The organism is Lysinibacillus sp. CD3-6 (assembly GCF_006351725.2).
Lineage (GTDB): Bacteria > Bacillota > Bacilli > Bacillales_A > Planococcaceae > Lysinibacillus.
Window position 1 is genome coordinate 1,700,939 of the sequence record NZ_CP085880.1, and the last position, 15,638, is coordinate 1,716,576.

A 15,638-nucleotide genomic window follows, 5' to 3' on the forward strand; every position below is an offset into this window, starting at 1 on the left:
AAAGGAGCGAAATGTATGGAACATGACGGGAATTATTTGAAATCCCCTGATTTACTTCCAGTGACACATCAACAAAGAAATATTGGAACATTCGGTTTTGCAGTTATTTGGATAGGAATGGCTATTGTATTAGCGGCCTTTGCAATAGGCGGTTCTGCTATTATGAGTTTACCGTTACCTATGGTAATTTTAGCAACGTTAATAGGTTCGTGTTTAATCGGTGTATTTATGACGTTAATTGGAGATATCGGAATAGAACATGGCTTGTCTTTTCCTGTCTATATGCGTGCTCCTTTCGGTACGTTTGGAACACATATACCGTCGTTAGTTCGAGGGGTGACAGCGGCCTGTTGGTTTGGTCTAAACACATATTTCGGTGCAATGGCTATTAATGGGATTTTAAATTTACTATTTAACTTTAATAATTGGTTCATATGCTTCCTTGTCTTTGCAGCACTTCAACTTTTCAATACATCGTTAGGCATTAAATCAATCGAGCGGTTTGCAGATTTAGCAGCGCCGATTATCATTTTGATTTCCTGTTGGATGTATATAACATTAGCTGATGCTGCTACAGCTCAAGGAAAAGAAATTTGGTCTTGGGTTGAGACGCCAACTACAGGTGTAGCGGCATTTACAGCATTTATGATTGTCATTATGGCGAATATGGGCTTCTGGGCTACTTTAGCAGCCGACATGCCGTCCCTTTCTCGCTTCTTTAAAGCACCAAAAAATGAGCGCAATTGGTTTAAACGTAATAAAACGCAGTTGGTCGGTTCATTAATTGTCATGCCTATTACGAATACGTTTATCGTTACTATCGGAGCGGTTTGTTATATGGCTGTCGCATCTGCTGATCCAATAAACGCATTACAACAAAGTGCTAGTGGCTTTATTTTGGGAATACTTTTATTAATGATCGTTCTAGCACAATGGTCAACAAATACATCTGCTAATGTAATTCCAGCAGCAACTATTTTCTCAAATATTGGCGGTCCAAAAGTTCCGTTCTGGGTAGGCGTTGTTATTGCAGGGGTAATAGGAATTCTTGCACAGCCGTGGAGCTTATTTGATGTATTAGTGAATGCGTTATTAATTATAGGTGGTATTTTAACGGCAATTGTCGGTATTTTATTTGCAGATTATTATTTAATACGTAAAAGACGTGTGAACGTAAAAGATTTGTATGAGCTAAATGGCCAATTTAAATATATGAAAGGCTTTAATTTAGCTGGTTTGATAGCTTGGATTGTCGGTGGGGCAGTAGCTAATGTGTTTTCTGCATATTCGTCCCTAGTTGGATTTATTGTCGGAGCGCTCGTTTACTATGTGTTGGCGAAGTTTTGGTGGTTCAAAAAGTATCCACAAGCTGAACTAGAAGATCCAAGTGATGTTAAGTATTTAGGAATTACTGCTGGTCACAACTTGGATGAACTATTTGGTCAAGATTCACTATCTCACCCGACAGCTAGTTCAGAGGACGTTGAGACAGTAGATCAGGCAGAACCAATACTTGAAATAAAAGGTGCTGAGTAGAAAGTATAAGAGGGGTGTGGCTATGTCTGATTTCTTACAAAGTACAGAGGAAATAAAAAAAATTGACGAATTTTTAGATAGTGGCTTTAAAATCAAATATGTTTATGAAAACTTAAGTGGCATGTTTGTGGAGTTTGCACGGCAGGAAGAGGTTGTGCATTTGCAAATTCTGACAGCGGATGCGCGCAAATATTTTGCGATAAAGCTACAGGAACAAACAATGTTGCAATAAATCAATTAGACAACGAAAACGTAAAAACCCGCTGAATTTTCAGCGGGTTTTTTGTAATCGGAAAAATTGTTTGAGTGCCTGACACTCTCACGGGCATGCCCAGTGAAAATTCAGAATTGTTTAAGTGCCTGACACCTTAATTCATTGTGCTATGCTTTAGCCCGTATACACAGTATATTATCAAGCCAAAAATAAACCAAAGACCACAAGCAATCCAAGTATGTACGGATAGCTGTGAAATTAAAAATAAACACATGAAGAATGACAAAATAGGTAACACAGGGAAGAACGGTACTTTAAAGCCGCCTGAAGGAATGTTTTTATTTTTTCTTAAATAAATCACGCCAAGTGAGACGATTGTGAAAGCTATGAGTGTTCCCATATTGACAAGCTCAGTTAACTTTGACAAAGGAACGAAGCCAGCACAGAAAGCAACAAGTACTGCAAATACCCAAGTGTTTTTCACTGGCGTTTTAAACTTTGGACTTAGCTCTGCCATACTTTTTGGTAGTAAACCGTCACGACCTAGTGCATATAATAAGCGTGTCCCTCCATAGGACATTACAAGAATAACGGTCATCATTCCTACAACTGCACCTAATGAAATGATACCAGCAATCCAATCTTGATGAACGAGCTGCATGACATAGCTGACAGGATCACTGACGTTCAGTTGTGTGTATGGGGCCATGCCTGTTAACACGAGTGAGACAATGACATAAAGAACTGTACATATTAACAGTGAACCAATTATCCCAATAGGCATATTGCGTTGGGGATTTTTTACTTCCTCAGCTGCGGATGAAACAGCATCAAATCCTAAGTAAGCGAAGAATACAAGTGCTGCGCCGCCCAATACCCCGCTTACACCAAATGGGAGAAATGGCTGCCAGTTTGTAGGCTCAACGTAAAATATTCCAACGCCAATAAATAGAAAAATCACTGCCACTTTCAAGAACACCATAATGGAATTTAATCTTGTTGATTCCTTTATCCCGAGTGTTAAGAAAAATGCAGTAGCGAAAATTATGACAATAGCAGGGAGGTTAATGTACGTACCAGCGGATGGATCGAATGAACCCGAGACGGCTGTTGGAAGCGATATTTGGAAGCCAGCCAGTAAAGCACTTAAATAAGATGACCATCCTGTTGCAACGGCTGCAACGGCTAGTCCATACTCTAATAACAGCGCCCAACCAACTAACCAAGCAACAATTTCTCCAAATACAATATAGCTATATGTGTAGGCACTTCCCGTGACAGGTACACTTGACGCAAACTCAGAATAGCACATGCCTGCTAACGCGCAAACGATAGCAGCTATAATAAAAGAAAACACAATTCCAGGACCTGCGTGGGTAGCAGCTACTGTGCCAGGTAGGATGAAAATGCCTGTTCCAACAATAGCACCAACGCCAAGTAATATTAGATCAAAAGCACCTAGCGATTGTTTGAGCTGAATTGAACTATCTTTTTTTAATAAATCCTTTATATTTTTTCTTCTAAATAATAAATTTCTCACATATAAGCCTCTTTTTCATAGAAATATGTAAAAATATTATACTTTTTTGACTTTCAGGTCAATTGTTTTTGCTAATTTTCTGCTAAATCAGTTGAATATTAAGAAATATTTAAAATGAATGAACAATGATGGGGTTATTGAATGCAAAAGTATAATTAAGAATATTCTGAAATAATAATGCGGATGCATAAAATAATTTTTTTTGTTTCTTAAAATTTTCAAATTACAAAGTAGTACGTTTATATATTTTCAAAATGAAAAATTGATTTCATCTGGAGTTTACCCAAAAATTCCTTGTTCTAACGGGATTTACATCTAATATAATGTCTTGTATTACAACATAGTAACTTGCGTTTACGTTTGCTTTTTTAGTTCTTCTAGTGAGAAAAAATATGTTTTTCCTAAAAATACATTTGTATTTATCGAAAGAATTTATTATTATTTATAAAGTAAATAACGAAGCAATATTAGTAGAAAGAGGCGTATATAAGTGGCAAAAAAAGAATTAAATAGAGGCTTGGAGGCGCGACATATTCAAATGATTGCTCTTGGTGGGACCATAGGTGTAGGTCTATTTATGGGTTCTGCCAGCGCTATTCAGTGGACTGGGCCATCCGTGCTCCTTGCCTATGCTATATCAGGTATTTTTATATTTTTTATTATGCGTGCAATGGGTGAGATGCTGTATGTTGAGCCAAGTACGGGGTCATTTGCAACATTCGGTTATAAATATATACATCCATTAGCAGGTTATTTAACGGCATGGAGTAACTGGTTTCAGTGGGTTATCGTTGGGATGTCCGAAATTATCGCAGTCGGAACGTACATGCAGTATTGGTTCCCTGATTTGCCTGCGTGGATGCCTGGATTGATTGCCATGGTAATACTAGGTGTTGCCAACTTTGTTTCTGTTAAATCATTTGGGGAATTTGAGTTTTGGTTTGCGATGATAAAAATCGTTACGATTGTGTTAATGATTGTGGCGGGCTTTGGCCTAATCTTCTTTGGTATTGGCAATGGAGGCATTGCAATTGGTCTATCAAATCTTTGGGCCCACGGAGGCTTCTTTACTGGCGGATGGACAGGGTTCTTCTTTGCATTATCTTTAGTTGTTGCTGCTTACCAAGGCGTAGAGCTTATTGGGATTACTGCGGGAGAAGCAAAAAATCCCCAAACAACAATTACGAATGCAATACAAAGTATTATTTGGCGCATTTTAATTTTCTATATCGGTGCAATTTTTATCATTGTAACCGTTTATCCGTGGGATGAATTAGGGACAATTGGTAGTCCATTTGTTGCCACTTTCGCAAAAGTGGGTATTACTGCCGCGGCAGGTATCATTAACTTTGTTGTCATTACAGCAGCGATGAGTGGCTGTAATAGTGGGATTTATAGTGCTGGGCGCATGCTTTACACTCTTGCTATGAATGGTCAGGCACCTAAGTTTTTTGCAAAGCTTTCAAATAATGGTGTACCAATTCTAGGTACAGCTGGTGTGCTAGTTGGTTTAGTTGTTGGCGTTATTTTAAGTTACATTGCTCCAGAAAACCTATTTGTCTATGTATATAGTGCTAGTGTACTGCCAGGGATGATTCCGTGGTTTGTCATCTTAATAAGTCAGATTCGCTTTAGAAAGGAAAAAGGAGCACAATTGGAAAAACATCCATTTAAAACGCCATTCGCTCCTTTCACAAACTATGCTACAATTGCGTTTTTAATAATGGTACTCGTTGGTATGTGGTTCAATGAGGATACACGAGTTTCATTAATTGTAGGCATTGTTTTCCTTATTCTTATTACACTGAGCTACTATTTGTTCGGTATTGGAAAAAATCGATCTGAAAATAATTATACAAAATAATAAAAAAGGATATATCTCTTGCTTGAGATATATCCTTTTTTGTCCTTTTTATAGAAATATTTTATACATATTTAATCAGTAAAAGGACAAACTATATGAATAATATGGTGATGGTGTATGCATGGTACATATAAATGTTAGTTGGGGCGTGCCAATTTCAATTCGCTTTTAAGGGGGGAGACATAACATGGAAGAAAAAGAACAGCAAGTACTAGAAAAAATAAAGAAAAAGATACAAGAAATTGATGATGTTGTTATTAAAGAGATGGATACAGACGCAGGGTATGTTACGATTATTTATTTCTCTTCACTTATCGAGAAAATGACCATACAATCAATGGTTTTCATTCCGTTAGCCAATCATGTTAATCAAATTTTCCAAATATCGGAATCGGTTGCCTTAGACGATATTGATGTAATTTTACAAAAATTAAATGCTGGTCAAACGTTATTATTTTTCCACAAACCTGCTCTTTTACAGGTAATTGATACCTATAGTGCGCCTACTCGTTCAATTACGAATACGGAAACCGAATCAACCGTTATTGGACCTCAAGATGCTTTTACAGAATCATTAGAGACCAATATCTCATTAGTAAAAAGACGAATTCAAAATCCAATGTTAAAAAACGAAACACGAACTATAGGAACCGAAACAAATATAAAAATTTCAATTTTATATATGGATAATATCGTAAATAAAGAAAATTTAGACACGCTACGAGAGCGCATTGATAATTTACAATATCCCTTTTTTACAGATATATCAGAGCTCAAGCAACTGATTGAAGATAATCCGTTATCGCCCTTCCCACAGCACTATATGAGCGTACGACCAGACAGTGTCAGTCAGTATCTTATTGATGGAAGAATCGTGATTTTTATGGATAATAGCCAAGCAGCGATTGTTTGTCCGACATCATTTTTTGAACTGTTTGTTTCTGTTGAAGATTATTATAACCGTTGGACAACAGCATCTTTGCTAAGGATGCTTCGATTTTTTGGTTTTTTTATGACCATTATGATTACGCCAATGTATATATCTGCATTGACTTTTCATCCTGAAATTTTACCTTATGAGCTATTGTTAAACTTGCAGGAATCAAGAAGTAAAGTACCGTTTCCACCGCTAATAGAAGTATTGTTTATTGAATTAATTATTGAAGTACTCCGTGAAGCTGGGTCACGAATGCCTGCGAAAGTTGGTCAAACAATTGGTATCGTAGGAGGTATCGTTATTGGTACTGCGGCCGTTGAAGCTGGATTGCTTAGTAATATTTTAATTGTATTAGTTGCCACATCGGCCTTACTGTCATTCCTCCCACCGATCTTTTTATTAAGTAATACAAGTAGATTTATTCGTTATATTTTTATTTTATCGGCAGGGCTTTTTGGATTGTACGGATTAATGCTCGCGTTTGCATGGCTATTTGCGCATTTATTACGTTTAAATTCTCTAGGGACACCATATATGACGCCAGTCGTTCCTCGTAACGCAAAAGATTTAATGGATAGTATTATTCGTTTTCCAATTAAATATTTAAATGAAAAGAAAGGTATTTCTAGAGCGCAAAAAAAATAAAAGCTGTTACAGAATTTGAGGTGTTTAAAGTTGAGTACAGGTAAGAGCAAGAGGAAGCTATTAAATGCATATCATGTAGTTTTTTTGGCACAAAGCGTAATGATCGGTACGGGCATTCTCTCACTACCTCAGCAACTTAGTTCTTTAGGATATAGCCAGGCTTTTATGCCACTGCTTTTTGGTGTTATTGCGAGTGCTACACTTTACCCAATGATTTGGATTAGTTCAAAATATCCGAACGATAACCTATTTCGTATAAATGAAATTCTACTAGGAAAATGGTTAGGTAAATTTATTAATCTTTTTTTCGTTATTCAATTTATTGTTTTTATTGCGGGAATTATTAGTAACTATATGCATCTTATTCAAAGTACTGCACTTCAAGAGCAAACAATTACTGGACCTGTTTTTTGTTTTTTATTATTGCTTGTTTACATTGTTAGTGGAGGTATTAAATCTATAGCGAGATTTTGTATTTTGACCTTTTTTCTAACAATCGGAATGGTCTATTTTACACATTGGGCATTTGAAAAGGGCGATATGAGCCATTTTCTACCTCTATACAATTTTTTTAGTGTAAACGACTTTTATGAGGCATTCAAAAGAGGTTATTTATCGATTTTAGGCTATGAATTAATTATGTTTTATTTTCCTTACATTGTCGATCAAAAAAAAGCATATCGGCATACGCTAATAGGTATTTGGATTAGTATTCTAATTTGTTTTATTACAACAGCGATAAGCGTAATGTATTATTCAGAATGGCAGCTGGTAAACGTTGAATTCTCAGTATTAAATTTATTTAAAGCTGGTGAGTTTTCTTTTATTGAAAGAATTGATATTTTCGGTATTACATTATGGGTATTTTTAATATTATCTACGGTGGCAGCTTATTTATGGTGTGCGAAAAAAGGTGTAGATTCTTTACTATCTAAAAAAAGTAAAGCTTATTTATATATTTTAGCAATAATTATTTTCTTTGTTGTGAAAATGCCTTTTTCAAGAGATTTTCAAGAAAAATTATTTATCGGTGCAAGTTATGTTGGCTACATGCTAATTTTATGGCCTATTTTATTAATTATGATTTATGCATTTCGAAAAAAGAAGCAGGTGCAATTATGAACAGAAAACTTCTTTGTCTAATGCTTTTTATACAACTGTTATTTTTAGCTGCTTGCGGAGAAAAGGAAATAAAGGTACCACTTGAAGATGTAGGGATGGTAGGTATAATCGCTTTTGATTATATAGATAAAGACAGCATGAAACTAACCGTCGCAATCCCTCAATATTCACCTGAAGCACAACGGAGTACACAGACTTTTACAGTCGTCACGGATCTCGTTTCAAATGGCATTGTGGAAATAGAAAAGCTTTCAGATAAAAAAATTGTTTTTAATCAATTACGTGTTGTGTTGTTTAATGAGGAGTTTGCACGTCAAGGTAATGTGCGAAAAGTGATTCAACATTTATACCGAAATGCAGAAGTAGGTAATAAAGTACTTATTGCGATTGTGAAAGAAAATGGAGAAGAAATGCTAAAATATAATTATCCTGATAAACCAAATATTAACTTTTATTTAAACGATTTATTGCAGCCAAGCATAAATACAGCATTTAATCCTAATACAAATATTCACGATTTTATGTATACGATTACTAATCCTGTGTTCGATCCTATTATTCCGTTTATTGATAAAAATAGCGATAAAATTGAAATAAAAGGAATTGCGGTGTTTAAAGGTAACCAAATGATTGAATTAATAAATCCAAAAGAGGCACTTATTATTCAAGCAATACAAGGAAGAAAAAACCTTGCCCCATTGGATATTACGATGGAACAGGGACATGGCAAAGAAAAACTATTAATTGACTTAGTTGAAAATGATGTGCACTTAAAAAGCAATAAAAGTATGACTTCACCTAAGCTCACTATATCTATAGAGATAAAAGGAACATTAAGTGAGTACAAAGGTGAAAGAGAGAATGATTTATTTACAACAGAAAGCTTAGCCGAATTGGAAAAAGACGTAAATAAGGAGTTAGAGCAAGATATTAAGACGTTTTTAGATAAACTGAATGAATGGCAAGTAGATCCAAGTGGGCTAAGTGAATATTTTCGAATGTACCATTATGGAAAATGGACAACTGAAAAGAAGAGAGAAATTGTTAGTAAAGTTGCAATTGATGTTCATGTAAAAACATCCATCATTAGTACGGGAACATTAAAATAACCATTGTTCTATAAAGCAAGAATAATTAGATTAAAGTACAATTAGCCAGTACAAATGTATGCTGAAAATTGCTAAGTAAAGGATGAAAATTCCCAACAAACAGGTTGTGTATAGTTTTCGGAAACGAGTGCTACTCAGCTTATAAACTAAATAGGAAAGATAGGAAATGGATATAGACAGCATCATTTTCACTGTTAAAAACAAGGCAGGGCTTGACATCCATAAACAGTGCATAATCGGGTTTGATTCTTCAATTTTATTGTGCAGCAACCCAAAGTGTGTCGCAAAACCATCAAATATATTTAATAATGAAATAAGCAAGCTAAGTACAATAATATATGGAATAGGGATTATTATTCCTCCTATACACTAATGAATTGGAAAACCAATGGACATGTTATATAGGATAGCCAGCTTTTATGCAATTTAAAAAATGCTGATAGAAATGAATCAGTAAATAATGAGGATATGTGTATTAACCATATAGAAGTGAGGCAATTTATCATCAATATTTGTGATAAATTGCCTTTTTGATGTTAGTAGGATGTAATCCTTATGATTTTCGCATGATAAAGCTCAAATGTCTGCCGCACTGTTTATCCTGACGGTAAGAGAACCCTTGGTCACTAAGAAACGTGCACGTATTATCAATCGTAATTTGATGTGAAGGAATACCTGCAAGCTCACATTGCCTTTTCACAGTTTGTTGGTTATCAATGTGATACTTATTTGTTTGTGCATTGTAATACATAAAATCATCCGCATAGCCGAGACGATTAAATTGTTCATAGACATCGGCATCAACCTCAAATTTCTGCTGGCTAAGTGCCATGCCGATTTGTACGTGGAAATCTTGAGGACTGCATTGCTCTGTCTCGATTAGATGTTGAAATAGCTTGACTGTCACTTCCTTGACTGTACCTTGCCAGCCTGAATGAATCACACCAATCACACCATGACGATCATTATAAAAAATGACAGGTACACAATCAGCCGTAAAACTACAAAGTATTAAATCTTTTTCAAAAGTATAGAGCGCATCGGTATTGGCAATGGCTGTATCTTGTTGCTGTGCCCCGAATCCTTTATCGGCTAACGTCGCCCGATGAAAATTAGCACTGTGTGTTTGCTGCGTACATATAAAATCATTGATATCACAATGTAAGGTTGCAGCTAATTTCTTTCGATTAATTACTACATCATCTGGGCTTGTGCAAACGTGTAGTGCCATATTGTTTTGTTCAAGTTCCGTGCTATCTTTCAAGGTAGTTCCTGCTATGAACTGCTCATTGTTGTAATAAATTTTAGTTTTCATATACTCACCCCGTTTAACTATATCGAATTGAATTGCCAATGTATAGCTTATGCAACGTGCATCTTGACTTACAGGTTAATTGACTGGAGCGCTATATTTTTACTTGTTTAAATTGTACCTCTTACAACTGACATAATAGATTCAGTACTAGTCATACAGTAACATGAAGAGGTTTCTTTTCTATCAAGCAAGTTTAAAAGGAGCGTGTTTAATGAATCAATATTATTTTTTATTTATTTGCCAACTAGGCATGGGACTTTTTTGGATTTTGACATACATACTTATTATTAAACGGAGCTTTCAAGATGAGAAATATGGTATGCCAATGGTTGCAATATGTGCCAATATTTCATGGGAATTTATCTTTACTTTTATTTATCCTCAAAATGATTTACAAAGAGTTATCTCGTTTATATGGTTTGTACTCGACCTTGTCATTATGTGGCAATATTTAATATATGGGCGTAATGAATATAAAAAAACGATTTCTTCAAAACTTTTTTACACATCATTCCTATTTACACTTAGCGTCAGCTTTTTAATCATCATGGCACTTTCCCATGAGCTACATGATATGGAAGGAAAATATGCGGCATTTATACAAAATTTAATGATGTCTGGACTATTTATCGGCTTATTGCTCGGTAGGGGGAGTTTAGCTGGCCAATCTATGTCCATTGCACTTTGCAAAATGATTGGAACGTTATTTGCAGCTGTCGGTTTCTTTATTTATTTTAGAACCCCATTCATTACAATTACTTCTATGGCAACCGTTATGTATGATTTACTGTATATTGCTTTAGTTTATCGTTTATCAAGAAAATGAATGTAAATGGGAAAAGGGTACATCGGAAATCGGTGTACCCTTTTTTATGGATATTTTTTCATAGAAAAGAGGTTAAAGGTAAGTATTTCCTGCTAAAAAAGGACAATCACTTCTAAAAAACGCAAAAAATTATAAAAGAAAAACTTTTTATGTAACGTTCGTAGATGCTCTACGTCTACTCTCATTGAAATACACATTTAAAAGGAGTTTTTAACATGAAAAAAACAATCATGATTTTATTAACGGCTATGCTAGCTGTGATCATCTCTGCTTGTGCGGGAGATAAAGATTCGACAATTGAAGTAAAACTGTCTGCTAAAGAAATGGCAGATCAAATGTTAGAAAAAGTAGAGCAACCCGTACTAATGGAATTATCAGCGGAAGAATTAAAGGACCTCTATAATATAGATTCTGCTAAGCTTGAGGATTATTCAGTACGTGTGCCAATGATGAATATTAAAACAAATGAAATTGCTATATTCAAAGTAAAAGAAGCAAAGGATGTTGCGGATATCCAAGCGGCATTAAAAAAACGTGCAGAAAATGTTCAAAAACAATTTGAACAATATTTACCAGACCAATATGAGAATGCTAAAAACTACAAACTTATTACAAAAGGGAATTACGTATTATTAGTAATTTCAGATAGTGCTGACGAGCTTATAAAAGTTTACGATAGCTTCTTTGAATCAAAATAGCACATGGTATTTAGTAGTCTGCTCTTTCTATTCGTATTTTTGCCAATAGTGCTAATGCTTTATTATTGTTCGCCAAGAAATATTAAAAATTTCATTTTATTTATTATGAGTTTAATTTTTTATGCATGGGGCGAACCAGTTTATATCGTGATTATGCTAGTGTCTACACTGACGGATTATTGTTTCGGTTTGTTATTAGATAAGCCAAACATGTCGTCAGTAAAAAGAAAGGGCATTGTTCTATGCTCCATTATTGTGAATTTAATGCTGTTATCTTATTTTAAATATGCAGATTTTCTTATTCACAATATCAATACAATACTTGGTACGGATATCCCGTTAACGGAACTTCCTTTGCCAATCGGTATCTCCTTTTATACGTTCCAATCCATGTCTTATATTATAGACGTCTACAGGGGAACAGCAAAAGCACAGCGGAACTGGATTGATTTCGGTACATTTGTGGCTCTGTTTCCCCAATTAGTGGCTGGCCCAATCGTGACATATAATACGATTGCCCAACAACTGCAGCATCGTGCAGAAAGTATTAGTATGTTTGCAGAAGGTGTGCGACGCTTTATTATTGGCTTAGCTAAAAAGGTGCTATTAGCTAATAACATAGGCTTACTTTGGGACACAATTTCTAGCTCAAATGTAGAAACGATGCCAATGTTAACAGCTTGGTTAGGCATTATTGCTTTCGCCTTTCAAATTTATTTTGATTTTAGCGGATATTCTGATATGGCCATAGGACTTGGATTAATGTTTGGTTTTCGATTCAATGAAAATTTTAACAAGCCGTATATTGCTCAAAGCATTACGGACTTTTGGAGAAGGTGGCATATCTCATTAAGCAGCTGGTTCCGAGATTATGTTTACATTCCACTCGGTGGCAATCGTAAAGGGTTAGCCATTCAAATGCGCAATATTTTAATCGTTTGGCTACTGACAGGTTTTTGGCATGGGGCCAGTTGGAATTTTATATGGTGGGGGTTGTATTTCGGAGTTATTCTTATTGTTGAAAAATGGTGGGGTTTAACTTTACTTTCTCGCCTACCACGGTTGACAAGACATTTTTATGCCATCTTCCTAATTTTAATTGGATGGGTGCTGTTTGCCTTTGAGCAACCGTCGTTAATAGGAAAATATTTGGCGGCCATGTTCGGATTCAATGGACAATCCCTTTGGAATAATGACACTGGGTACTATTTTTATACGAATATCGTGCTCCTTCTAGTGCTAATTATGGCTTCAATACCGATGAAATTATGGAAGAAAACGAGTGAGTTATCATTACCGCATATTGCTTGGTATGGCATATTGTATTTTCTTTCTGTAGCTTATTTAGTCGACGCGACGTTTAATCCATTTTTATATTTTCGCTTTTAAGGAGGTAGATCAGTATGAAGCAAAAAGCAGAGCGGCTATTAGTTTTTAGTTTTATCGGTACAATGTTGTTCTTCACGCTACTGTTTTTTATTTTGCCTCATCATCGCTTCTCCGAATTGGAAAATAGATATTTACAAGCAGCACCCCATTTAACATGGGATAATGTAATATCGAAAAAATATGCAGAGGAAGCGGAGCGTTTCGTCACAGACCATTTCCCATTTCGTGACAAATGGTTGTGGATGAAATCAGCCACGGAAAAAGGACGTTTACAACAAGAGAATAATGGCATCTATAACGGAAAAAATGGCTATTTATTCGACAAGTTTACTAAACCTGATGATACGCAAGTGCAACAAAACGTAGAGGCAGTGAAGCAATTTGCTCTCAATCATCCAAAAGTAAACATGACTTTTATGCTTGCCCCAACATCTGTTGGACTTTATCCTGAGCGCTTACCGTGGTTAGCACCAACGTATCCTCAAAAGAAAGTCAATCAATTAATTGAAGGGCAGTTGCACAATAAGGTCACGTTTATCAATGGTTTTAATTTTTTGGAGCCACATGCTTCTGAATCAATTTACTATCGTACAGACCATCACTGGACGACATATGGAGCCTATTTAGCATATGTCGCATATGCGAAGCAAATGGGATGGCAACCGCTTTCGCAAAGTGATTTTTTAATTAAAACCGTTAGCAACACATTTCTCGGCAGCTATCATACTCGCAGTCAATTTAATGATGTCACGCCCGATCAATTGCAAGTGTATACGCCACGTAAGAAAGTAGAGACAGAGATGTATATTGCAGATTCTGATCAAACCTTTACATCAATGTATGATTCAAGCTTTCTAAAGAAAAAGGATCAATATTCATATTTCCTAGGTGGAGTCCATGCGCTTATGAAGCTTACGACAAAGCTCGACACACAACAAATTAAACAACAGAAACTGTTAGTTATCAAAGACTCCTATGCTCATAGCGTCATTCCATTTTTGACAAATCATATTTCTGAAATTCATGTAATTGACTTGCGCTACTATAACGGGAATATATCGAAGTATATGGCTGAAAACGGGATAGCAAATATTTTGTTTTTATTTAATACAGCGACCTTCGTAGAAGATACATCAATAAAGTGGCAGGCACTCAAACAATTCTGAATAGTTGCGGTGTCAGGCACTCAAGCAATTTTGAATAACCAAGTAAAAATCCACGAAGACTCCTGTGGGAACGCACGAAATGGTAGACGCAACGAACCGCGCGAACGCGAGGGTTGCAGCTTACACCGTGCCCACGGAAAGCGGAGTGGATTTTTACGTTGTAAGAAGCGGATATGAAATAGATGTGCATGCCGATGCAGTGACAGGCACCCAAACAATTCTGAATAGTTGCAGTGTCAGGCACTCAAACCAGGCACTCAAACAATTTATTTTCTAGTTATTGGGTTTTTAATGAATGAAAAGGGAATGATGCTGCTGAAAATATTGTAGTAATATATTCCTGTTACAACTATATTTCAAATTTATTACTAAAAAGTTGAGAAAAAAGACCGTTAATCTGGCAATCTATTCGTCAATTATTTCAGATGTAATACAACTGTAAAAATCCTTCCAAATATTTAGTGATGAATTATGTTGCAAAACTATTTACCATGAATATAGAGCAAAACAGGAAGGAATGAATAACATGTTTAAAAAAGTAAAAAAAGTCGCAATGGCATCCATATTATCGGTTTCATTATTAGTACCAATCAGCGCAATGGCAGCTGATTCATATACAGTAGTAGCAGGTGATTCTCTTTGGAAAATTGCCGTAAACACTCAAACAGGCGTACAGGAGCTAATTGATGCAAATCCTCAACTAGCAAATCCTGATCAAATAAACATAGGGCAAAAAATTAATATTCCAACAAATGAGCAAGCATCTGTAGAACAAGAAGTCGTTAAACTTGTCAATGCAGAACGTGCAAAAGCGGGTCTTCCATCATTAAAAGAAGATTGGGAGCTTTCAAGAGTAGCAAAATATAAATCTCAAGACATGCATGATAAAAACTACTTCGACCATACAAGTCCAACATATGGTACACCATTTACAATGATGAAAAACTTCGGTATTACGTATAAATCAGCTGGTGAAAATATTGCCAAAGGTCAAAAGTCAGCGACAGAGGTTGTCAATGCTTGGATGAATAGTGAAGGACACCGCGCGAACATCTTAAACAAAAACTATACACATATCGGTGTAGGATTTGTGCAAGACGGCAACTACTGGTCTCAAATGTTTATACAAAAATAATAAAAAAGAACTGTTCCAACATATAAGGAGCAGTTCTTTTTTATAGATTATCTTCATTAAATTACATTAACTAGTTTGCTTATTATTAGCATATAAAGTTTGCAACAATTCCAGCAACGTCACTATTAAAATGATTCCATCC

General features: G+C 35.6%; 14 protein-coding genes. 11 read left to right on the forward strand and 3 right to left on the reverse strand.

Annotated elements, in window-relative coordinates; all coding sequences use genetic code 11:
- Positions 1-15 precede the first annotated feature (15 nt).
- Positions 16-1,536, forward strand: a complete 1,521-nt coding sequence (locus FH508_RS08105; protein ID WP_173478499.1) for an NCS1 family transporter — start codon at positions 16-18, stop codon at positions 1,534-1,536.
- Positions 1,537-1,558: 22 nt separating this feature from the next.
- Positions 1,559-1,768, forward strand: a complete 210-nt coding sequence (locus FH508_RS08110; RefSeq protein ID WP_173478500.1) for a hypothetical protein — start codon at positions 1,559-1,561, stop codon at positions 1,766-1,768.
- A gap of 136 nt (positions 1,769-1,904) precedes the next feature.
- Here the strand turns inward: FH508_RS08110 and FH508_RS08115 are convergent, their stop codons facing one another.
- On the reverse strand, positions 1,905-3,290 hold the full coding sequence (locus tag FH508_RS08115) for a branched-chain amino acid transporter BcaP (protein WP_173478501.1): 1,386 nt from the start codon (positions 3,288-3,290) through the stop codon (positions 1,905-1,907).
- Positions 3,291-3,780: 490 nt separating this feature from the next.
- Here FH508_RS08115 and FH508_RS08120 point away from each other — a divergent pair, with 490 nt between their 5' ends.
- The 4 genes from FH508_RS08120 (at position 3,781) to FH508_RS08135 (ending at position 8,967) form a co-directional block, all read left to right on the forward strand.
- Entirely contained in the window at positions 3,781-5,154 is a 1,374-nt protein-coding gene (locus FH508_RS08120; protein ID WP_173478502.1) for an amino acid permease, read from the forward strand.
- Between the two features lie 187 nt (positions 5,155-5,341).
- On the forward strand, positions 5,342-6,736 hold the full coding sequence (locus tag FH508_RS08125) for a spore germination protein (protein ID WP_173478503.1): 1,395 nt from the start codon (positions 5,342-5,344) through the stop codon (positions 6,734-6,736).
- 30 nt (positions 6,737-6,766) lie between these two features.
- Entirely contained in the window at positions 6,767-7,858 is a 1,092-nt protein-coding gene (locus tag FH508_RS08130) for a GerAB/ArcD/ProY family transporter (RefSeq protein WP_228134437.1), read from the forward strand.
- A complete protein-coding gene (locus FH508_RS08135) occupies positions 7,855-8,967 on the forward strand; it encodes a Ger(x)C family spore germination protein (RefSeq protein WP_173478504.1) in 1,113 nt (370 codons plus the stop codon). Before FH508_RS08130 ends, FH508_RS08135 begins: the two co-directional genes overlap by 4 nt.
- Positions 8,968-8,997: 30 nt before the next feature.
- Here FH508_RS08135 and FH508_RS24095 read toward each other — a convergent pair whose 3' ends face one another.
- A complete protein-coding gene (locus FH508_RS24095; RefSeq protein ID WP_370635711.1) occupies positions 8,998-9,288 on the reverse strand; it encodes a DUF5658 family protein in 291 nt (96 codons plus the stop codon).
- 232 nt (positions 9,289-9,520) lie between these two features.
- Entirely contained in the window at positions 9,521-10,282 is a 762-nt protein-coding gene (gene pgeF, locus FH508_RS08140) for a peptidoglycan editing factor PgeF (RefSeq protein ID WP_173478505.1), read from the reverse strand.
- 211 nt (positions 10,283-10,493) lie between these two features.
- On the opposite strand from pgeF, the gene FH508_RS08145 reads away from it, so the two are divergent.
- From FH508_RS08145 to FH508_RS08165, 5 genes are all read left to right on the forward strand, one after another.
- Positions 10,494-11,108, forward strand: a complete 615-nt coding sequence (locus tag FH508_RS08145; protein WP_139860565.1) for a transmembrane-type terpene cyclase — start codon at positions 10,494-10,496, stop codon at positions 11,106-11,108.
- Between the two features lie 215 nt (positions 11,109-11,323).
- A complete protein-coding gene (locus FH508_RS08150; RefSeq protein WP_139860567.1) occupies positions 11,324-11,806 on the forward strand; it encodes a DUF4358 domain-containing protein in 483 nt (160 codons plus the stop codon).
- A gap of 3 nt (positions 11,807-11,809) precedes the next feature.
- Positions 11,810-13,195: an MBOAT family O-acyltransferase gene (locus FH508_RS08155; protein ID WP_173478506.1), complete on the forward strand. Its 1,386-nt coding sequence runs from the start codon at positions 11,810-11,812 to the stop codon at positions 13,193-13,195.
- 14 nt (positions 13,196-13,209) lie between these two features.
- On the forward strand, positions 13,210-14,361 hold the full coding sequence (locus FH508_RS08160) for a DHHW family protein (protein WP_173478507.1): 1,152 nt from the start codon (positions 13,210-13,212) through the stop codon (positions 14,359-14,361).
- A 526-nt stretch (positions 14,362-14,887) separates the two neighbouring features.
- Positions 14,888-15,496: a CAP domain-containing protein gene (locus tag FH508_RS08165; protein ID WP_173478508.1), complete on the forward strand. Its 609-nt coding sequence runs from the start codon at positions 14,888-14,890 to the stop codon at positions 15,494-15,496.
- Positions 15,497-15,638 lie beyond the last annotated feature (142 nt).

Bases quoted from the DNA above. Each gene is read 5' to 3' on its own strand.
- FH508_RS08105 (WP_173478499.1), top strand. From the start codon at position 16: ATGGAACATGACGGGAATTATTTGAAATCCCCTGATTTACTTCCAGTG.
- FH508_RS08110 (WP_173478500.1), top strand. From the start codon at position 1,559: ATGTCTGATTTCTTACAAAGTACAGAGGAAATAAAAAAAATTGACGAA.
- FH508_RS08125 (WP_173478503.1), top strand. From the start codon at position 5,342: ATGGAAGAAAAAGAACAGCAAGTACTAGAAAAAATAAAGAAAAAGATA.
- FH508_RS08135 (WP_173478504.1), top strand. From the start codon at position 7,855: ATGAACAGAAAACTTCTTTGTCTAATGCTTTTTATACAACTGTTATTT.
- pgeF (WP_173478505.1), bottom strand. From the start codon at position 10,282: ATGAAAACTAAAATTTATTACAACAATGAGCAGTTCATAGCAGGAACT.
- FH508_RS08145 (WP_139860565.1), top strand. From the start codon at position 10,494: ATGAATCAATATTATTTTTTATTTATTTGCCAACTAGGCATGGGACTT.
- FH508_RS08150 (WP_139860567.1), top strand. From the start codon at position 11,324: ATGAAAAAAACAATCATGATTTTATTAACGGCTATGCTAGCTGTGATC.
- FH508_RS08155 (WP_173478506.1), top strand. From the start codon at position 11,810: ATGGTATTTAGTAGTCTGCTCTTTCTATTCGTATTTTTGCCAATAGTG.
- FH508_RS08160 (WP_173478507.1), top strand. From the start codon at position 13,210: ATGAAGCAAAAAGCAGAGCGGCTATTAGTTTTTAGTTTTATCGGTACA.
- FH508_RS08165 (WP_173478508.1), top strand. From the start codon at position 14,888: ATGTTTAAAAAAGTAAAAAAAGTCGCAATGGCATCCATATTATCGGTT.